At 58.0% G+C, this 20,825-nt stretch carries 18 protein-coding genes; all 18 read left to right on the top strand.

The window, feature by feature from the left end; all coding sequences use genetic code 11:
• Positions 1-69 precede the first annotated feature (69 nt).
• Positions 70-1,794: an acetolactate synthase 3 large subunit gene (ilvI, locus tag QLG07_RS10720; RefSeq protein WP_048914828.1), complete on the top strand. Its 1,725-nt coding sequence runs from the start codon at positions 70-72 to the stop codon at positions 1,792-1,794.
• Between the two features lie 2 nt (positions 1,795-1,796).
• Positions 1,797-2,288: an acetolactate synthase small subunit gene (gene ilvN / locus QLG07_RS10715; RefSeq protein WP_048914829.1), complete on the top strand. Its 492-nt coding sequence runs from the start codon at positions 1,797-1,799 to the stop codon at positions 2,286-2,288.
• Positions 2,289-2,449: 161 nt separating this feature from the next.
• Positions 2,450-3,460, top strand: a complete 1,011-nt coding sequence (gene cra / locus QLG07_RS10710) for a catabolite repressor/activator (protein WP_048914830.1) — start codon at positions 2,450-2,452, stop codon at positions 3,458-3,460.
• Positions 3,461-4,006: 546 nt separating this feature from the next.
• Positions 4,007-4,465: a division/cell wall cluster transcriptional repressor MraZ gene (mraZ, locus tag QLG07_RS10705; protein ID WP_048914872.1), complete on the top strand. Its 459-nt coding sequence runs from the start codon at positions 4,007-4,009 to the stop codon at positions 4,463-4,465.
• A 2-nt stretch (positions 4,466-4,467) separates the two neighbouring features.
• On the top strand, positions 4,468-5,409 hold the full coding sequence (rsmH, locus tag QLG07_RS10700) for a 16S rRNA (cytosine(1402)-N(4))-methyltransferase RsmH (protein ID WP_048914873.1): 942 nt from the start codon (positions 4,468-4,470) through the stop codon (positions 5,407-5,409).
• On the top strand, positions 5,406-5,726 hold the full coding sequence (ftsL, locus tag QLG07_RS10695) for a cell division protein FtsL (protein ID WP_048914874.1): 321 nt from the start codon (positions 5,406-5,408) through the stop codon (positions 5,724-5,726). The genes rsmH and ftsL overlap by 4 nt, the downstream gene beginning before the upstream one ends.
• A 15-nt stretch (positions 5,727-5,741) precedes the next feature.
• A complete protein-coding gene (locus tag QLG07_RS10690) occupies positions 5,742-7,508 on the top strand; it encodes a peptidoglycan glycosyltransferase FtsI (protein WP_282469194.1) in 1,767 nt (588 codons plus the stop codon).
• The gene (murE, locus tag QLG07_RS10685; RefSeq protein WP_048914876.1) at positions 7,495-8,982 is read left to right on the top strand and encodes a UDP-N-acetylmuramoyl-L-alanyl-D-glutamate--2,6-diaminopimelate ligase; all 1,488 of its coding nucleotides are present in this window, start codon (positions 7,495-7,497) and stop codon (positions 8,980-8,982) included. Before QLG07_RS10690 ends, murE begins: the two co-directional genes overlap by 14 nt.
• Positions 8,979-10,340 carry a UDP-N-acetylmuramoyl-tripeptide--D-alanyl-D-alanine ligase gene (gene murF / locus QLG07_RS10680; protein WP_099753874.1) on the top strand — a complete coding sequence of 454 codons (1,362 nt, stop codon included), beginning with the start codon at positions 8,979-8,981 and terminating at the stop codon, positions 10,338-10,340. Before murE ends, murF begins: the two co-directional genes overlap by 4 nt.
• Positions 10,334-11,416, top strand: coding sequence for a phospho-N-acetylmuramoyl-pentapeptide-transferase (gene mraY, locus QLG07_RS10675; RefSeq protein WP_048914878.1), 1,083 nt, complete (start codon positions 10,334-10,336; stop codon positions 11,414-11,416). Before murF ends, mraY begins: the two co-directional genes overlap by 7 nt.
• Before the next feature lie 2 nt (positions 11,417-11,418).
• Complete coding sequence (gene murD, locus QLG07_RS10670) at positions 11,419-12,735, top strand: UDP-N-acetylmuramoyl-L-alanine--D-glutamate ligase (RefSeq protein ID WP_282469193.1); 1,317 nt, start codon at positions 11,419-11,421, stop codon at positions 12,733-12,735.
• On the top strand, positions 12,735-13,943 hold the full coding sequence (ftsW, locus tag QLG07_RS10665; protein WP_048914880.1) for a cell division protein FtsW: 1,209 nt from the start codon (positions 12,735-12,737) through the stop codon (positions 13,941-13,943). Before murD ends, ftsW begins: the two co-directional genes overlap by 1 nt.
• 3 nt (positions 13,944-13,946) lie before the next feature.
• On the top strand, positions 13,947-15,005 hold the full coding sequence (murG, locus tag QLG07_RS10660) for an undecaprenyldiphospho-muramoylpentapeptide beta-N-acetylglucosaminyltransferase (protein WP_048914881.1): 1,059 nt from the start codon (positions 13,947-13,949) through the stop codon (positions 15,003-15,005).
• Between the two features lie 47 nt (positions 15,006-15,052).
• Positions 15,053-16,528 carry a UDP-N-acetylmuramate--L-alanine ligase gene (gene murC / locus QLG07_RS10655; protein ID WP_048914882.1) on the top strand — a complete coding sequence of 492 codons (1,476 nt, stop codon included), beginning with the start codon at positions 15,053-15,055 and terminating at the stop codon, positions 16,526-16,528.
• Positions 16,521-17,441, top strand: coding sequence for a D-alanine--D-alanine ligase (locus tag QLG07_RS10650; RefSeq protein WP_282469192.1), 921 nt, complete (start codon positions 16,521-16,523; stop codon positions 17,439-17,441). The genes murC and QLG07_RS10650 overlap by 8 nt, the downstream gene beginning before the upstream one ends.
• Before the next feature lies 1 nt (position 17,442).
• Entirely contained in the window at positions 17,443-18,288 is an 846-nt protein-coding gene (gene ftsQ, locus QLG07_RS10645) for a cell division protein FtsQ (protein ID WP_048914884.1), read from the top strand.
• The gene (gene ftsA, locus QLG07_RS10640; RefSeq protein ID WP_048914885.1) at positions 18,285-19,541 is read left to right on the top strand and encodes a cell division protein FtsA; all 1,257 of its coding nucleotides are present in this window, start codon (positions 18,285-18,287) and stop codon (positions 19,539-19,541) included. Before ftsQ ends, ftsA begins: the two co-directional genes overlap by 4 nt.
• Positions 19,542-19,614: 73 nt before the next feature.
• Positions 19,615-20,769, top strand: coding sequence for a cell division protein FtsZ (gene ftsZ, locus QLG07_RS10635; RefSeq protein WP_048914886.1), 1,155 nt, complete (start codon positions 19,615-19,617; stop codon positions 20,767-20,769).
• Positions 20,770-20,825: the final 56 nt, after the last annotated feature.

Genomic DNA, 20,825 nt, shown 5'->3' with positions numbered 1-20,825 from the left:
AGCATAAAAAACAGGTTTTGACCTTATCTGTCCGCAGATAAATCAGCACCTTAAAGCCTGGAGGCAAAAATGGAGATGTTGTCAGGAGCCGAGATGGTGGTCCGATCGTTAATCGATCAGGGCGTAAAACATGTATTCGGCTATCCCGGTGGAGCGGTCCTCGATATCTATGACGCTCTGCAAACCGTCGGCGGCGTAGATCACATCCTGGTCCGTCACGAACAGGGCGCTGTGCATATGGCGGATGGTTACGCCCGTGCCACCGGTGATGTGGGCGTGGTGCTGGTCACCTCCGGTCCCGGTGCCACCAATGCCATTACTGGTATTGCCACGGCCTATATGGACTCGATCCCGATGGTGGTGCTCTCCGGTCAGGTGATGTCCTCGCTTATCGGTTATGACGCCTTCCAGGAGTGCGACATGGTCGGGATCTCCCGTCCTGTGGTGAAACACAGCTTTATGGTGAAGCGGGTTGAAGATATCCCGACCATCATGAAGAAAGCTTTCTGGCTGGCTGCCAGCGGTCGTCCTGGCCCGGTGGTGGTTGACCTGCCAAAAGATATGATGAACCCGGCGAACAAACTGCCTTACGTCTGGCCGGATGAAGTGAGCATGCGCTCTTACAATCCGACGACGCAGGGTCACAAAGGTCAGATTAAGCGCGCATTGCAGACGCTGCTGGCGGCGAAAAAGCCGGTGATTTATGCCGGTGGCGGTGTGATTAATGCAGCCTGCCACGAAGAGCTGCTGACGCTTGCCGAGAAACTGAATGTTCCGGTGACCACCTCGCTGATGGGGCTGGGCGCCTTCCCGGGCACGCACCGTCAGTGCGTGGGGATGCTCGGCATGCACGGCACCTACGAAGCCAACATGACGATGCATCACTCCGATGTGATCTTCGCCGTTGGCGTGCGCTTCGATGACCGTACCACCAACAATCTGGCAAAATACTGCCCGAATGCCACCGTGCTGCACATCGATATCGACCCAACATCGATCTCGAAAACCGTGGCCGCCGATGTGCCGATCGTGGGTGATGCGAAGCAGGTGCTGCAACAGATGCTGGAGCTGCTGGGCCAGAGCGACGTGCAGCAGAATTATGACAGCGTGCGCGACTGGTGGCAGAGCATTGAGCAGTGGCGTTCCCGTCAGTGCCTGGAGTTCGACCGCACCAGCGATAAGATTAAGCCGCAGGCGGTGATCGAAACCATCTGCCGTCTGACCAAAGGTGAAGCCTATGTCACCTCTGACGTGGGTCAGCATCAGATGTTTGCCGCGCTTTACTATCAGTTCGACAAGCCGCGCCGTTGGATCAACTCCGGCGGTCTCGGCACCATGGGCTTCGGCCTGCCGGCTGCGCTGGGCGTCAAGCTGGCGCTGCCGCAAGAAACCGTAGTCTGTGTGACCGGTGACGGCAGTATTCAGATGAATATTCAGGAGCTGTCTACCGCGCTGCAGTACGGCATTCCGGTGCTGGTGCTGAACCTCAACAACCGTTTCCTCGGCATGGTGAAGCAGTGGCAGGATATGATCTACTCCGGTCGCCATTCACAATCTTATATGGAATCACTGCCTGACTTCGTGCGCCTGGCGGAAGCCTATGGCCATGTTGGTATCTCGATCAATCGCCCTGACGAGCTGGAATCGAAGCTGACAGAAGCACTGGAACAGTTAGGCAAAGAGCGCCTGGTGTTTGTTGACGTCAACGTTGATGGCACCGAGCACGTCTACCCGATGCATATTCGCGGTGGCGGTATGGACGAAATGTGGCTGAGCAAAACGGAGAGGACTTAATTATGCGTCGTGTATTATCGGTTCTGCTGGAAAACGAATCCGGCGCATTGTCCCGCGTGGTGGGTCTGTTCTCCCAGCGCGGCTACAACATTGAAAGCCTGACCGTGGCGCCAACGGACGACCCGACGCTGTCACGCATGACTATTCAGACCGTCGGTGACGAGAAGGTGATTGAGCAGATCGAAAAGCAGCTGCACAAGCTGGTGGACGTGCTGCGCGTCAGTGAGCTGGGCCAGGGCGCTTTCGTCGAGCGTGAGATCATGCTGGTGAAGATTCAGGCCAGCGGCTACGGTCGCGAAGAGGTGAAACGCTCGGCGGAGATCTTCCGTGGGCAGATCGTTGACGTTACGCCATCGCTTTACACGGTTCAGCTTGCGGGTACCAGCGATAAGCTGGATGCATTCCTCAGCACCGTGCGCGAAGTGGCGGAAATCGTTGAAGTTGCGCGCTCCGGCATTGTTGGCGTGTCGCGCGGCGATCGTATCATGCGGTAATTTCACCAGGTGACGATCAGAATTGTTTGCTAACCCGGCGTAATGCCGGGTTTTTTTTATTTGTCACAAAGCGCCTGCTGCGGATGAAAAGCGGTTGCTCGCCACACTTTTCTGCGGTTAGATGTGACAAATGCTAATCCATAAAGAAGTGTGGGGTTATTGTGAAACTGGATGAAATTGCGCGCCTCGCGGGTGTTTCGCGCACGACGGCCAGCTATGTGATTAATGGCAAGGCTAAGCAGTATCGTGTCAGCGATAAAACCGTCGAGAAAGTGATGGCGGTGGTGCGTGAACATAATTACCACCCTAACGCGGTGGCGGCAGGGCTTCGCGCCGGTCGTACGCGCTCAATAGGGCTGGTGATCCCCGATTTGGAAAATACCAGCTACACCCGAATTGCTAACTATCTGGAACGCCAGGCGCGCCAGCGCGGCTATCAGCTGCTGATCGCCTGTTCAGAAGATCAGCCCGATAACGAAATGCGCTGCGTTGAGCATCTGCTACAGCGCCAGGTCGATGCAATTATCGTCTCGACCTCACTGCCGCCGGAACATCCGTTTTATCAGCGCTGGGTCAATGATCCGCTGCCGATCATTGCGCTGGACCGGGCGCTGGATCGCGAGCACTTCACCAGCGTGGTCGGTGCCGATCAGGACGATGCAGAAGCGCTCGGTGCTGAACTGCGTAAGCTGCCGGCGAAATCGGTGCTGTTCCTTGGCGCGCTGCCGGAGCTGTCCGTCAGCTTCCTGCGCGAGCTGGGCTTCCGCGATGCGTGGAAGGGCGATGAACGACCGATCGACTTTATCTATGCCAACAGCTTTGAGCGCAGCGCAGCGGCGGCCCTGTTCGAAAATTATCTCGACACCCACGAGATGCCGGAAGCACTGTTCACCACCTCTTTCGGCCTGCTGCAGGGCGTGATGGACGTGACGCTGAAACGTGAAGGGCGTTTACCGCAGGACCTGGCGATTGCCACCTTTGGCGACCACGAACTGCTGGATTTCCTTGAGTGCCCGGTGCTGGCAGTGGGCCAGCGTCATCGCGATGTGGCAGAGCGCGTGCTGGAACTGGTGCTGGCCAGTCTTGATGAGCCGCGCAAGCCAAAGCCGGGGCTGACGCGTATTCGCCGTAATCTTTATCGCCGTGGGCGTCTGAACCGCAAAGCAAACTAAGACAGTGGGCGCGCAACGTCGCGCCCATTATTTCCGCCCCCGTTTGTCCAGAACCAATCTGAGCCACCTTTGGCCCCCTCCTCACATTTAAGCGTCCGCGCTCAGCCAGACAGGTAAATAAAAGTAAAGCCCAGCCGTCGGCGTCAGCTTTTGATTATAAAACTTAACGTTTATAAATAAGTTGTTGCACCTGTCGCCACGCGCCTGCCGCAGAGAATCTGCATCACGCTGGGAAAGTGTTAGGAAATGCCTTAAAATGCCGCCGGTGTCGCAAAGCGGGCAGTTTATTTTTTACGGTCAAAATGTGGTATTTTTTTGAGCAGCTTAAAGGTGTGTGAGAATTTCCTGCCACTATTCATTAGTTTATTTTTGAATTCTCTCCTCAGGCGGTTTGTTTCTAACTTCCCTACGTTTTATCTCACGAAGAAATAATGCCAATCCGCTATTACTGCGGCTTGACAATGTTTTCCTCTGCTCCGTACACTCTTTTGGTGGGAATTTGTGGAGTAAAGTGGTGATTTTGGGTATCTGGGGGGTGAGGCTGACATGTTCCGGGGAGCAACGTTAGTCAATCTCGACAGCAAAGGCCGGCTTGCCGTGCCAACGCGCTATCGCGAAACGCTGATCGGGGAATCACAGGGGCAAATGGTCTGTACCATTGACCTCCACCAGCCATGCCTGTTGCTTTACACCTTACCCGAATGGGAAATCATTGAACAAAAGCTGTCGCGTTTATCCAGCATGAACCCCGCAGAGCGCCGTGTACAACGCCTCCTGCTGGGGCACGCCAGTGAATGTCAGATGGATAATGCAGGACGTTTACTGCTGGCGAATACGCTTCGTCAACATGCGAGCCTGACTAAAGAAGTGATGCTGGTTGGGCAGTTCAACAAGTTTGAACTGTGGGATGAACAGACCTGGTATCAACAAGTCAAGGATGATATTGACGCAGAGCAGTCCTCACAGGAACCCCTGTCTGAGCGGCTGCAGGATTTGTCGTTATAGCTATGCAGGATACTTACAAACACAGAACGGTGCTGTTAGACGAGGCGGTAAGCGGCCTCAATATCAAACCTGACGGCATCTACATTGATGGCACTTTTGGCCGCGGCGGACATTCACGCCTGATCCTCTCCCAGCTGGGCGAGCAGGGTCGTTTATATGCTATCGACCGCGATCCGCAAGCTATCGCAGCCGCTGCTGAGATTAACGATCCTCGTTTCAGCATCATCCACGGTCCGTTTTCTGCACTGGCAGAGTATGCCGAAGAGCGCGGCCTGCAGGGGAAGATTGATGGGATCCTGCTGGATCTGGGCGTCTCCTCACCGCAGCTGGATGATGCCGAACGTGGATTCTCCTTTATGCGTGACGGGCCGCTGGATATGCGTATGGACCCGACGCGCGGCCAGTCAGCTGCCGAATGGCTGCTGAAAGCGGAAGAGGCGGATATCGCCTTCGTGCTGAAAACCTTCGGTGAAGAGCGTTTCGCTAAGCGCATTGCCCGCGCCATCGTTGAGCGCAATCGTGAACAGCCGATGACGCGCACCAAAGAGCTGGCCGAGGTGATTTATGTCGCCACGCCGGTGAAAGACAAATTCAAACACCCGGCCACGCGCAGCTTCCAGGCAATCCGTATCTGGGTAAACAGCGAACTCGAAGAGATTGAACAGGCGCTGAAGGGCGCACTGAGCGCGCTGGCCCCGGGTGGTCGACTGTCGATTATTAGCTTCCACTCGCTGGAAGACCGCATTGTGAAACGCTTTATGCGCGAGCAGAGCCGCGGACCGCAGGTGCCACATGGCCTGCCGATGACCGAAGCCCAGCTCAGCAGCCTGGGCGGTCGCCAGCTGAAAGCGCTGGGCAAAATGATGCCGGGCGACAGCGAAGTGGCCGATAATCCGCGCGCGCGCAGTTCCGTATTACGCATCGCGGAGCGAACGGCATCATGATCGGTAACGAGCGCCACAATTTACCCGGCGTCATCGGTGGTGACCTGTTACGCCACGGCAAGATCGCTCTGATTTTGCTGATTGCGGTGCTGGTAACTGCCGTGACGGTGGTGACCACCGCGCATAAAACCCGCTTGCTAACCGCACAGCGTGAACAGCTGGTACTGGAGCGGGATGCGCTGGATATCGAATGGCGCAACCTGATCCTCGAAGAGAATGCGCTTGGCGATCACAGCCGGGTGGAACGTACAGCTACGGAGAAACTTCAGATGCAGCATGTTGATCCTTCGCAGGAAAATATTGTGGTACAGCAATAAGGACGCCCGGACTCAATGAGAGCCGCAAATAAGACGCAGAAGTCGAAACGCACGGAAGATCAGGCCAGCTTTGTCAGCTGGCGTTTTGCGTTGTTGTGTGGCTGTATTTTCCTTGCGCTGGCAGGGTTGCTGCTGCGCGTCGCCTATCTGCAGGTGATCAATCCTGACCGCCTGGTGCGTGAAGGGGACATGCGCTCCCTGCGCGTGCAGGCTGTACCGACCTCACGCGGCATGATCAGCGATCGCGCTGGCCGCCCGCTGGCCGTCAGCGTGCCGGTCAACGCCATCTGGGTCGATCCGAAAGAGCTGCACGACAAGGGTGGCATTACGCTCGACAGCCGCTGGAAGGCGTTGTCTGACGCGTTGTCGATTCCGCTCGACCAGTTAGCCGCACGCGTGAATGCCAATCCTAACGGCCGCTTCGTTTATCTGGCGCGTCAGGTCAACCCGGCCATTGGCGACTATGTGAAAAAACTCAAGCTGCCGGGCATCTTTCTGCGCGAAGAGTCACGCCGCTACTATCCTGCCGGGCAGGTCACTTCTCACCTGATTGGCTTCACTAATATCGACGGCCAGGGTATTGAAGGCGTTGAAAAAAGTTTCGATAAGTGGTTAACCGGCCAGCCGGGCGAACGTACCGTGCGTAAAGACCGTAACGGCCGCGTGATTGAAGATATCTCCTCGGTGGACAGTCAGGCGGCGCATAACCTCGCGCTGAGCATCGACGAACGCCTGCAGGCACAGGTTTACCGCGAGCTGAACAACGCCGTGGCGTTTAACAAAGCGGAGTCGGGCACCGCGGTGCTGGTGGATGTCAACACCGGCGAAGTGCTGGCAATGGCTAACAGCCCGGCCTACAACCCGAACAACCTCTCCGGCACGACAAAAGATGTGATGCGTAACCGCGCGATTACCGACATCTTCGAGCCTGGCTCCACCGTGAAGCCAATGGTGGTAATGACCGCACTGCAGCGCGGCGTGGTACGTGAAGGCAGCGTGCTGAACACCGTGCCTTACCGTATTAACGGCCACGAAATTAAAGACGTGGCGCGCTATAGCGAACTGACCCTGACCGGGGTGCTCCAGAAATCGTCCAACGTCGGTGTTTCTCGACTGGCGCTGGCGATGCCTTCCAACGCGTTAGTAGATACTTACTCACGTTTTGGTTTCGGCAAAGCGACCAATTTGGGGTTGGTCGGAGAAAGCAGTGGCATATACCCTCAAAAACAACGGTGGTCTGACATAGAGAGGGCCACCTTCTCTTTCGGCTACGGGCTAATGGTAACGCCGTTACAGCTAGCGCGAGTCTACGCAACGATGGGCAGCTATGGCATTTATCGCCCGCTGTCGATTACCAAAGTTGACCCGCCGGTGGCGGGTCAGCGCGTCTTCCCTGAACCGCTGGTGCGCACCGTGCTGCACATGATGGAAAGCGTTGCCCTGCCGGGCGGCGGTGGCGTTAAAGCGGCGATCAAGGGTTACCGCATCGCGATTAAAACCGGTACGGCGAAGAAAGTTGGGCCGGACGGGAAATACGTCAATAAATACATTGCTTATACCGCAGGTGTTGCACCTGCAAGCAACCCTCGTTTTGCGCTGGTGGTGGTGATTAACGACCCGCAGGCCGGCAAATATTACGGTGGTGCGGTATCCGCGCCGGTATTTGGCGCCATCATGGGCAGCGTGCTGCGCACCATGAACGTTGAACCGGATGCCATACCCACCAGTGACAAAAGCGAGATGGTAACTAACAAGAATGAGGGATCGAGTGACCGATCGTAATCTGCGCGACTTACTGGCTCCATGGGTGCCTGCTGCGCCCGATCGCCCGCTGCGTGAAATGACGCTGGACAGCCGTGAAGTGGCCTCCGGCGATCTGTTTGTGGCAGTGAAAGGCCATGCGGCTGACGGCCGTCGTTTTATTCCCCAGGCCATTGCTCAGGGCGTGGCGGCGGTCATCGCGGATGCCGAAGGTGAAGCGGAAGATGGGCAAATTGTAGAGATGCACGGCGTGCCGGTTATCTACCTTGCCCAGCTCTCACAGCGTTTATCAGCCCTGGCCGGGCGCTTCTATCAGCAGCCAGGCGAAAAGCTCAAGCTCATTGGCGTGACCGGCACTAACGGCAAAACCACCACTACGCAGCTGCTGGCGCAGTGGGCGCAGCTGCTGGGTGAAACCGGCGCGGTGATGGGGACCGTCGGCAACGGCGTGTATGGCCAGCTGGCCCCGGCGGAAAATACCACCGGCTCAGCGGTTGACGTTCAGCATCTGCTGGCATCGCTGGTCAACAAAGGCGCCACGCTGGCGGCGATGGAGATCTCCTCGCACGGCCTGGTGCAGCATCGCGTAGCGGCCCTGCCGTTTGCGGCTGCCGCCTTTACCAATCTCAGCCGCGACCACCTCGACTACCACGGCGATATGGCGCGCTATGAAGCCGCGAAATGGCTGCTGTTCTCTGAGCATCAGGTCGGCCAGGCGATTATCAACGCCGATGATGAAGTCGGCCGCCGCTGGCTGCAGCAGCTGCCTGACGCCGTTGCCGTCACCATGGAAAACAATTTACAGCCTGGCTGTCACGGCCGCTGGCTGAAAGCCACTGACGTTCGCTATCACGACGGCGGGGCTTCCGTGCGCTTTGAGTCAAGCTGGGGCAACGGTGAAATTGACAGCCGCCTGATGGGCGCATTCAACGTCAGCAACCTGCTGGTGGCACTGGCGACGCTGCTGTCTCTGGATTATCCACTGGCGGCGCTGGTCGCTACGGCAAGCCAGCTGTTGCCGGTTACCGGGCGCATGGAAGTGTTTAGCGCGCCGGGCAAACCGACGGTAGTGGTGGATTATGCGCACACGCCAGACGCGCTGGAAAAAGCGCTGAGCGCCGCGCGACTGCACTGTAAAGGGCAGCTGTGGTGCCTGTTTGGCTGCGGCGGCGATCGCGATAAAGGCAAGCGCCCGCTAATGGGGGCGATTGCCGAGCAGTTCGCCGATGTGGTGGTGATCACCGATGATAACCCGCGCAGTGAAGATCCGGCGGCGATTGTGGCCGATGTGCTGACTGGCCTGCTGGACCCCGGCCGCGCCCGCGTGGTAATGGGGCGTGCGCAAGCGGTCACTAACGCGGTGATGCAGGCGCAGGAAGGCGACATTGTAGTGGTGGCTGGCAAAGGCCACGAAGATTACCAGATTATCGGCAGCCAGCGCCTTGATTACTCTGACCGCGTGACCGTGGCGCGTCTGCTGGGGGTGATAGCATGATCGCCTTCACTCTGCAGCAGCTGGCTGAGATCACCGGCGGCACGCTGTACGGCGCTGACCGCAGCATCACCGAAGTGACCACCGACACGCGTAAGGTGAGCGCAGGCTGCCTGTTTATCGCCCTGAAAGGCGAACGCTTCGATGCCCATGACTTCGTCGGTGACGCTATCAGCGCTGGCTGTTTAGCGCTGCTTGTGAGTAAGCACTTACCTGTCGCGGTAGCGCAGGTTGTGGTCGCAGACACCCGCATTGCCCTCGGCCAGATCGCAGGTTGGGTGCGTCAGCAGTCCACTGCCCGCGTCGTCGCGCTCACCGGTTCCTCCGGCAAAACCTCGGTTAAAGAGATGACCGCCGCCATTCTGCGTGAATGTGGCGAGACGCTGTACACCGCGGGTAACCTGAATAACGACATCGGCGTGCCGCTGACGCTGCTGCGCCTGACCGAAGCTCACCAGTATGCGGTGATCGAACTGGGGGCTAACCACCAGGGTGAGATCGCCTATACCACCGAACTGACGCGCCCGGAGACGGCGCTGGTCAATAACCTGGCCGCAGCGCACCTGGAAGGGTTCGGGTCGCTGGCGGGCGTGGCGAAAGCCAAAGGTGAGATTTTCAACGGTCTGCCGCTGCACGGCACCGCCATTATCAACAGCGACAGCAACGACTGGCCGCACTGGCAGCAGACGCTGCACGGCAAAACCGTCTGGCGCTTCTCACCGGAGCCGCAGGCTGACTGTGATTTCAGCGCCTCTGAGGTGAAGTTCAGCGCTAAGGGTACCCATTTCACGCTGCACAGCCCGCAGGGCGACATCGCGATTACCCTGCCGCTGCCGGGCCGTCACAACATTGCTAACGCGCTGGCCGCGACGGCGCTGGCCCTCTCTGTCGGAGCGCCGCTCGCGGCGGTGCAGCAGGGGCTGAGCCAGCTTAAAGCCGTGCCTGGGCGCCTGTTCCCGATCGCACTGGGTGAAAACAAGCTGCTGCTGGATGACAGCTACAACGCCAACGTCGGTTCAATGACCGCCGCCGCGCAGGTGCTGGCTGAAATGCCGGGCTACCGCGTAATGATCGTCGGCGACATGGGCGAACTGGGGGCAGAAGCCGCCGAGTGTCATCGTCAGGTCGGCGAAGCGGCTCGCCTGGCCGGCATCGATAAAGTTTTAAGCGTGGGCACGCTCAGCCAGGGTATCTCTGATGCCAGCGGCGTGGGTGAGCATTTCACGGAGAAGGCAGCCCTGAGCGCGCGTGCGCTGGCGCTGCTGTCACAGCATTCACACATTACCGTATTGGTTAAAGGTTCACGTAGTGCCGCGATGGAGCAGGTAGTGCAAACCTTACAGGAGAAAGGCACATGTTAGTCTGGCTGGCCGAGCATCTGGTCTCTTTATATTCTGGCTTTAACGTCTTCTCCTACCTGACGTTTCGCGCCATTGTCAGCCTGCTGACCGCGCTGTTTATTTCATTGTGGATGGGCCCGCGCATGATCGCCCGCCTGCAGGAAATGTCCTTTGGCCAGGTGGTACGTAACGACGGTCCTGAGTCGCACTTCAGCAAGCGCGGTACGCCGACCATGGGCGGGATTATGATCCTCACCTCCATCACCATTTCGGTGCTGCTGTGGGCTTATCCATCAAACCCTTACGTCTGGTGCGTACTGTTCGTGCTGGTCGGTTATGGCATTGTCGGCTTCGTCGATGACTACCGCAAAGTGGTGCGCAAGGACACTAAAGGCCTGATCGCCCGCTGGAAATATTTCTGGCAGTCGGTGATCGCCCTCGGTGCCGCTTTTGTCATGTATATGATTGGCAAAGACACCCCGGCGACCGAGCTGGTAGTGCCGTTCTTTAAAGACGTGATGCCGCAGCTTGGCCTGCTGTATCTGCTGCTGGCTTACTTCGTGATTGTCGGCACCAGTAATGCGGTCAACCTGACCGACGGGCTGGATGGCCTGGCGATTATGCCAACCGTGTTTGTCGCCGCTGGTTTCGCGCTGGTGGCGTGGGCGACCGGTAACGTGAAGTTTGCCGAGTATCTGCATATCCCTTATCTGCGTCACGCGGGTGAGCTGGTGATCGTCTGTACCGCCATTGTCGGTGCGGGTCTTGGTTTCCTGTGGTTCAACACTTACCCGGCGCAGGTCTTTATGGGGGATGTCGGTTCCCTGGCGCTGGGCGGCGCGCTCGGCACTATCGCCGTGCTGTTGCGTCAGGAGTTCCTGCTGGTGATTATGGGCGGCGTATTCGTGGTGGAGACGCTGTCGGTGATCCTGCAGGTCGGTTCCTTCAAACTGCGCGGGCAGCGTATTTTCCGCATGGCACCCATTCACCACCACTATGAATTGAAAGGCTGGCCGGAACCGCGCGTGATTGTGCGCTTCTGGATTATTTCACTGATGCTGGTGCTGATTGGCCTGGCCACGCTGAAGGTGCGGTAATCATGGCTGACTATCAGGGTAAAAAAGTCGTCATCATCGGGTTGGGGCTGACCGGCCTCTCCTGTGTTGATTTCTTTGTCGCACGTGGCGTGACGCCGCGCGTGATGGATACCCGTGTCGTGCCGCCGGGGCTGGAAAAGCTGCCGAAAGAGGTTGAGCGCTGGTTAGGTTCGTTAAACGAAGACTGGCTGCTGGCTGCCGACCTGATCGTGGCCAGCCCGGGAATGGCGCTGGCTCATCCGTCGCTGATGGCGGCGGCGGATGCCGGAGTAGAGATCGTCGGCGATATCGAGCTGTTCTGCCGCGAAGCGCAGGCGCCCATCGTGGCGATCACCGGCTCTAACGGCAAAAGCACCGTCACCACGCTGGTGGGCGAGATGGCGAAAGCCGCAGGCTGGCAGGTTGGCGTGGGCGGCAATATCGGCCTGCCAGCACTGATGCTGCTGGCGCAACCGGCGCAGCTTTACGTGCTGGAACTCTCCAGCTTCCAGCTGGAAACCACCACCAGCCTGCGCGCCGCCGCTGCCACCATCCTTAACGTGACTGAAGATCATATGGATCGCTATCCGCTGGGGATGCAGCAGTACCGTGCGGCCAAGCTGCGCATTTATGAGAATGCCGCCGTCTGCGTGGTCAATGCCGATGATGCGATGACCATGCCGGTGCGTGGTGCCGACACGCGCTGCGTCAGTTTTGGCGCCGACGTCGGCGATTATCATCTCAATCACCAGCAGGGCAGTATCTGGCTGCGGGTGAAAGGCGAGAAAGTGCTGAACACCGATGAGATGCATCTGGTCGGTAAGCACAACTACACCAACGCGCTGGCCGCGCTGGCGCTGGCGGACGCCGTCGGCCTGCCGCGTGCCAGCAGCCTGAAAGCGTTAACCACCTTCGCCGGTCTGCCGCACCGTTTCCAGCTGGTGCATGAGCGCAACGGCGTGCGCTGGATAAATGATTCCAAAGCCACCAACGTCGGCAGCACCGAAGCGGCGCTGAAGGGGTTACAGGTTAAGGGAACGCTGCATCTGCTGCTCGGCGGTGACGGTAAATCCGCCGACTTCAGCGCGCTGGCACCCTACCTGCAGGGGGATCGTATCCGCATCTGGTGCTTTGGCCGTGACGGTGCGGAGCTGGCTGAGCTGCGCCCGGAAATTGCCGTGCAGACGGAAACCCTGGCTGAAGCGGTGCAGCAGATTAAAACCGTACTGCAGCCTGGCGATCTGGTGCTGCTGTCTCCGGCCTGCGCCAGCCTCGATCAGTTTAAAAACTTTGAGCAGCGCGGCGACGTGTTTGCCCAACTGGCGCGGGAGGCTGACTGATGCGCGTTCCTGGTCTGAGCCTTGCCAGCGGTATTTCTGACCTGCTGAGAAACTGGGTCATGGGGTCGCGCGAAAGCGATACCAACTCGATGGTGCTGTATGACCGCACCCTGCTATGGCTGACGTTTGGCCTGGCGATTATAGGTTTTGTGATGGTGACATCGGCGTCGATGCCGGTTGGCCAGCGTCTTAACGATGACCCGTTCTACTTTGCCAAGCGCGATGCGTTTTACATCCTGCTGGCGATGGGGATGGCGCTGGTGACCCTGCGCGTGCCGATGGATTTCTGGCAGCGCTACAGCAATATCATGCTGCTGGGCACCGTTGCCATGCTGCTGGTGGTGCTGGTGGTGGGTAGCTCGGTTAACGGGGCATCGCGCTGGATCGCCCTCGGCCCGTTGCGTATCCAGCCTGCCGAGCTGTCAAAACTGTCGCTGTTCTGCTATCTCGCCAGCTATCTGGTGCGTAAGGTCGAAGAGGTTCGTAACAACTTTTGGGGCTTCTGCAAGCCGATGGGCGTGATGGTGGTGCTGGCGGTACTGCTGCTGGCGCAGCCGGACCTCGGTACGGTGGTAGTGCTTTTTGTCACCACGCTGGCGATGCTGTTCCTTGCCGGGGCAAAACTGTGGCAGTTCCTTGCGATTATCGGCTCCGGGATTTTCGCCGTCTGCCTGCTGATTGTGGCCGAACCCTATCGTATGCGCCGCGTCACCTCCTTCTGGAACCCGTGGGAAGATCCGTTTGGCAGTGGCTACCAGCTGACCCAGTCCCTGATGGCGTTTGGCCGTGGGGAATTCTGGGGCCAGGGCTTAGGTAACTCCGTGCAAAAACTGGAATATTTACCGGAAGCTCACACCGACTTTATCTTCTCGATTATCGGAGAAGAACTGGGTTATATCGGTGTGGTTTTAGCCCTGTTAATGGTATTCTTCGTCGCTTTTCGCGCGATGTCCATCGGGCGAAAAGCTTTAGAGATCGATCAGCGCTTTTCCGGCTTCCTCGCCTGTTCAATTGGCGTCTGGTTTAGCTTCCAGGCACTGGTTAACGTCGGGGCCGCAGCGGGCATGTTACCGACCAAAGGTCTGACGCTGCCGCTGATCAGTTACGGTGGTTCGAGTCTGATTATTATGTCGACCGCCATCGTGTTCCTGTTACGCATAGATTATGAGACGCGTCTGGCGAAAGCCCAGGCGTTCACCAGAGGGTAGTTGATGACTGGAAAGCGACTGATGGTGATGGCTGGCGGAACCGGTGGGCATGTTTTCCCCGGGCTGGCGGTGGCACACCATCTGATGGCGCAGGGCTGGCAGGTACGCTGGCTCGGAACCGCTGACCGTATGGAAGCGGACCTGGTGCCGAAGCACGGCATCGAAATTGATTTTATTCGCATCAGCGGGCTGCGTGGCAAAGGCATCAAAGCATTACTGGCGGCGCCACTGCGCATCTTCAACGCCTGGCGTCAGGCGCGGGCGATTATGAAAGCCTGGCAGCCGGATGTGGTTCTGGGAATGGGCGGTTACGTTTCCGGCCCCGGCGGTCTGGCCGCGTGGAGCTGCGGTATTCCGGTGGTGCTGCATGAGCAGAACGGCATTGCGGGTCTGACTAACAAATGGCTGGCGAAGATTGCCAGCAAAGTGATGCAGGCCTTCCCAGGTGCCTTCCCTAAGGCGGAAGTGGTGGGGAACCCGGTGCGAACCGACGTGTTGGCACTGCCTCTGCCGGCGGTACGCTTAGCCGGGCGTGAAGGCCCGACGCGCGTGCTGGTGATCGGTGGCAGTCAGGGCGCCCGCGTACTGAACCAGACCATGCCGCAGGTAGCGGCCAGGCTGGGTGACAGCATTACGCTGTGGCACCAGGTGGGCAAAGGCGCGCTGGACGAAGTGAATCAGGCTTACATTCAGGTGAACCAGACGCAGCATAAGGTGTCCGAGTTCATCGACGATATGGCCGCCGCCTACGCCTGGGCTGATGTGGTGGTGTGCCGTTCCGGCGCGCTGACCGTCAGCGAAGTGGCTGCGGCAGGATTACCGGCGATATTTGTGCCGTTTCAGCATAAAGATCGTCAGCAGTACTGGAATGCCCTGCCGCTGGAGCAGGCCGGTGCCGCCAAAATTTACGAGCAGCCGCAGTTCACCAGTGAGGTGGTGGCGGCAACGCTGGCAGGATGGGATCGCGCAACGCTGCTGAAGATGGCAGAAAAAGCCCGCGCGGTGGCGATCCCGGATGCAACCGAACGTGTCGCAGCTGAAGTCAGTAAAGCGGCCAAATGATTTTTGTAGGGGCAGGCAGGTCTGACCCGTAGCAACACAGGTAACAGATGAATACACAGCAACTGGCAAAACTGCGTTCTATCGTGCCCGAGATGCGTCGCGTCCGGCACATCCACTTTGTTGGCATCGGTGGTGCCGGCATGGGCGGTATTGCCGAAGTGTTAGCGAATGAAGGCTATGAAATCAGCGGTTCAGACCTGGCGCCGAATGCGGTGACTCAGCATCTGAGCGCGTTGGGCGCAACGATCTATTTTAACCATCGCCCGGAGAACGTCAGCGATGCCAGCGTGGTGGTGGTTTCTACCGCTGTCTCGCAGGACAACCCGGAAGTGGTTGCCGCACGCGAAGCGCGTATCCCGGTGATCCGCCGTGCAGAGATGCTGGCTGAACTGATGCGCTTCCGCCACGGTATTGCCGTTGCTGGTACGCACGGCAAAACCACCACCACGGCGATGGTCTCCAGCATTTATGCGGAAGGCGGCCTCGACCCGACTTTCGTTAACGGTGGGCTGGTGAAAGCGGCGGGAACCCACGCGCGCCTTGGCAGCAGCCGTTACCTGATTGCGGAAGCGGACGAGAGCGATGCCTCATTCCTGCATCTGCAGCCGATGGTGGCGATTGTCACCAATATCGAAGCCGACCACATGGATACCTACCAGGGCGACTTCGAAAATCTGAAGCAGACGTTTATCAACTTCCTGCACAACCTGCCGTTTTATGGCCGTGCGGTGATGTGCGTGGATGACGCGGTGATCCGCGATTTGATCCCGCGCGTCGGGCGCCAGATCACCACCTATGGCTTTAGCGATGACGCCGATGTGCGGGTGGAAAATTACCAACAGCGCGGCGCACAGGGCTTCTTTACCCTGGTACGCCACGACAAACCGCTGATGCACGTAACATTGAACGCCCCGGGTCGCCATAACGCGCTTAACGCCGCCGCTGCGGTTGCCGTGGCGACGGAAGAGGGCATTGAGGATGATGAAATCCTCAGCGCGCTACTGAGTTTCCAGGGCACCGGGCGCCGCTTCGACTTCCTCGGTGAATATCCGCTGGCAGAAGTGAACGGCCAGGCAGGTAGCGCGATGCTGGTGGACGATTACGGCCATCATCCGACCGAAGTTGACGTGACGATTAAAGCCGCGCGTGCCGGCTGGCCGGATAAAAATCTGGTGATGATCTTCCAGCCACACCGCTACACGCGCACCCGCGATCTGTATGACGATTTTGCCAACGTGCTGTCACAGGTCGATGTGCTGCTGATGCTGGATGTTTACGCCGCCGGTGAGGCACCGATCCCCGGCGCCGACAGCCGCTCTCTGTGCCGCACCATTCGTGGTCGTGGCAAAGTCGACCCGATTCTGGTGTCTGACCATGATGCCGTGCTGGAAATGCTGTTACCGAAACTGACCGGTAACGACCTTATTTTAGTGCAGGGCGCCGGCAACGTTGGCCGTATCGCCCGCACGCTGGCTGAGCTTAAGTTACAACCGCAGACGAATAAAGAGGAACATCATGGCTGAGAAAGTAGCGGTATTGCTGGGTGGAACCTCCGCAGAACGTGACGTATCGCTGTTATCGGGCGCTGCCGTTCTGCAAGGCCTGCAGGATGCAGGCATTGATGCACATCCGGTCGACATCCGTGATTTCCCGGTGATGCGACTGAAAGAGGAAGGGTTTGCCAAAGCCTTTATCGCCCTGCACGGTCGCGGCGGTGAAGATGGCACCTTACAGGGCGTGCTGGAATTTCTGCAGATCCCTTACACCGGCAGCGGCGTGATGGCATCGGCCATCACGATGGACAAACTGCGCAGTAAGTATCTGTGGCAGGGCTGTGGGCTGCCGGTGGCGCCATTTGTCGCGCTGACGCGCGCCCAGATGGATGAAGGGCTGGCGGCGGAAGAGCTGGCCAGCATTGATGCCCTTGGCCTGCCGCTGTTCGTCAAGCCGAGCCGTGAAGGTTCAAGCGTGGGGATCTCGCGGGTGAACGAGGCGTATCAGTTCCCTGCTGCGCTGGATGAAGCCTTCCGCCACGACGATGAAGTGCTGGTGGAAGCCTTTTTAAGCGGCCCTGAGTACACCGTTGGCGTGATTGGCGATCAAATTCTGCCGTCAATCAGAATAAAAACCGCCAGCGAGTTCTATGACTATGAAGCTAAATACATTTCTGACGATACTCAATACTTCTGCCCGTCAGGATTGAGTGCCGAACAGGAAGCGGAACTGAGCGAACTGACCCTCGCCGCCTGGCGCGCGCTGGGTTGCAGCGGCTGGGGCCGCGTAGACGTGATGATGGGCGGTGATGGCCGTTTCTATCTGCTGGAAGTCAACACGTCACCGGGTATGACCAGCCATAGCCTGGTGCCAATGGCGGCAAAACAGGCCGGGATGACCTTCTCGCAGCTGGTGGCGCGCATTCTGGAGCTGGCGGACTGATATGTCCCAGGCTGCTCTGAATGTCCGTAACCGCGAAGCGCAGGAAAAAGCGCGCACCGGGCGCAGTAACGGTTCACGCCTTGCCGGGATGATCTTTCTGGCGATGGTACTGGGCGTGATGCTGGCCGGTGGGTTTGTGGTGCTGAAATGGATGAACGATGCCTCGCAGCTGCCGCTGTCAAAGCTGGTGGTGACCGGGCAGACGCACTACACCACCAATGATGACATCCGCCAGGCGATTTTGTCGCTTGGCGAACCTGGCACTTTTATGTCGCAGGATGTGGATGTTATTCAGCAGCAGATTGAGCGCTTGCCGTGGATCCAGCAGGTGAGCGTGCGCAAGCAGTGGCCGGACGAATTAAAGATTCATCTGGTTGAGTACGTTCCGGTTGCACGCTGGAATGATGTGCATATGGTTGATGCAGAAGGCAAATCGTTCAGCGTCCCGGCCAGTCATCTCGGTAAAGAAAATATGCCGATGCTGTATGGCCCGGAAGGCAGCGAATCTGAAGTGTTAGCCGGCTACCACCAGATGAGTAACGCGCTGGCGGCCAGCAAATTGAAATTGAAGGCGGCGTCCATGACCGCAAGGCGTTCATGGCAGCTGGTGTTAGAAGATGACACCCGTCTGGAGTTAGGGCGTAACGAGGATATGAAACGTCTGCAGCGTTTCATCGAGTTACTGCCTACCCTGCAACGTCAGGGCCAGGCGGAGAACAAACGTATCAGCTACGTAGACCTGCGTTACGACTCTGGCGCGGCAGTAGGATGGGCACCGGCGCCGATGGCGGCCGCTGACAGTAATCAGCAACAGCAACAGAATCAGGCACAGGCTAAACAACAATGATCAAGTCGACGGACAGAAAACTGGTAGTTGGACTCGAGATAGGCACCGCGAAGGTTGCCGCCCTGGTAGGGGAAGTTCTGCCTGATGGCATGGTTAATATTATCGGGGTGGGCAGCTGCCCGTCTCGCGGGATGGATAAAGGCGGCGTTAACGACCTGGAGTCGGTAGTGAAATGCGTTCAGCGCGCTATCGATCAGGCCGAACTGATGGCGGACTGTCAGATTTCGTCGGTTTACCTTGCATTATCGGGCAAACATATCAGCTGCCAGAACGAAATAGGGATGGTTCCTATTTCCGAAGAGGAAGTGACGCAGGAAGATGTGGAGAATGTGGTACATACCGCTAAATCCGTCCGTGTTCGCGATGAACACCGCATCCTCCATGTTATTCCGCAAGAATATGCGATCGACTATCAGGAAGGGATCAAAAACCCGGTCGGATTATCGGGCGTGCGCATGCAGGCGAAAGTGCACCTGATCACCTGCCACAACGATATGGCGAAAAACATCGTCAAAGCGGTTGAACGTTGCGGCCTTAAAGTTGACCAACTGATTTTCGCCGGTCTGGCATCGAGCTTTGCCGTGCTGACCGAAGATGAGCGCGAGCTGGGCGTCTGCGTAGTCGATGTCGGCGGCGGAACCATGGATATCGCGGTTTACACCGGCGGCGCACTGCGCCACACCAAGGTTATCCCGTACGCGGGCAACGTGGTGACCAGCGATATCGCTTACGCCTTCGGCACTCCGCCAACCGACGCGGAAGCGATCAAAGTGCGTCACGGTTGTGCGCTGGGTTCGATTGTTGGCAAAGACGAAAACGTCGAAGTGCCAAGCGTAGGGGGGCGTCCACCGCGCAGCCTGCAGCGCCAGACGCTGGCTGAAGTGATTGAGCCGCGTTACACCGAGCTGCTGAACCTGGTGAATGACGAAATCCTGCAGCTGCAGGAGCAGCTTCGCCAGCAGGGCGTGAAACATCACCTCGCGGCCGGAATTGTGTTGACCGGCGGCGCGGCACAGATTGAAGGATTGGCGGCTTGCGCCCAGCGTGTCTTCCACACGCAGGTGCGTATCGGACAGCCGCTGAACATTACAGGATTAACGGATTACGCGCAGGAGCCTTACTACTCAACGGCGGTGGGCTTACTGCACTACGGAAAAGAGTCTCACCTTAACGGTGAAGCAGAAGTAGAAAAAAGAGCCTCAGTGGGTAACTGGTTCAAGAAAATCAACAGCTGGCTGAGAAAAGAGTTTTAATTTTTACCATAGGGGATCATGCTAGACTTATTTAGTGATCTCCAGGCGAACAGGCACATAACGGAGAGAAATTATGTTTGAACCAATGGAATTAACCAATGACGCGGTGATTAAAGTCATCGGCGTCGGCGGCGGCGGCGGTAACGCCGTAGAGCATATGGTGCGTGAGCGTATCGAAGGCGTTGAGTTCTTCGCGGTGAATACCGATGCTCAGGCATTGCGTAAAACTGCGGTAGGCCAGACGATTCAGATCGGTAACGGAATTACTAAAGGTCTGGGCGCTGGGGCAAACCCGGAAGTCGGCCGTAACTCCGCCGAAGAAGATCGCGAAGCACTGCGTCAGGCACTGGAAGGTGCGGACATGGTATTTATCGCTGCGGGTATGGGCGGTGGTACCGGTACGGGTGCTGCGCCAGTCGTGGCTGAAGTGGCCAAAGACCTCGGTATTCTGACCGTTGCAGTGGTGACTAAGCCATTTAACTTTGAAGGCAAAAAGCGCATGGCTTTTGCCGAGCAGGGGATTGCCGAGCTGTCTAAGCACGTCGACTCACTGATCACCATTCCAAACGACAAGCTGCTGAAGGTGCTGGGTCGCGGTATCTCTCTGCTGGACGCGTTCGGCGCGGCTAATGACGTGCTGAAAGGCGCGGTACAGGGTATCGCAGAGCTGATCACCCGTCCGGGCCTGATGAACGTCGACTTTGCCGACGTGCGCACCGTGATGTCCGAAATGGGCTACGCGATGATGGGTTCTGGCGTGGCCTGTGGTGAAGACCGTGCGGAAGAAGCGGCAGAAATGGCGATCTCCAGCCCACTGTTGGAAGATATCGACCTGTCTGGCGCACGCGGCGTGCTGGTTAACATCACCGCTGGCTTCGACCTGCGTCTGGATGAGTTCGAAACCGTGGGTAACACCATCCGCGCCTTCGCTTCTGACAACGCAACCGTGGTTATCGGTACTTCCCTTGACCCGGAAATGAACGACGAACTGCGTGTGACCGTGGTGGCTACCGGTATCGGCATGGACAAACGTCCAGAAATTACGCTAGTGACCAATAAGCAGACCACTCAGCCAGTGATGGATCACCGTTACCAGCAGCACGGTATGGCCCCGCTGCCACAGGAGCAGAAACCTGCGGCGAAAGTGGTCAACGATCCGGGCACACAGACTAACAAAGAGCCTGACTATCTGGACATTCCAGCCTTCCTGCGCAAGCAGGCAGACTAGGAATAACCCGAGAAATTGGGATTCTTCGCTCTTTGTGTTAAACTGTTCGCCCGCCA

It is taken from the genome of Erwinia sp. V90_4, from assembly GCF_029967685.1.
Lineage (GTDB): Bacteria > Pseudomonadota > Gammaproteobacteria > Enterobacterales > Enterobacteriaceae > Erwinia > Erwinia aphidicola.
Note: the sequence above shows the minus strand (reverse complement) of the source record. Positions and strands in the feature narration are given on the sequence as shown.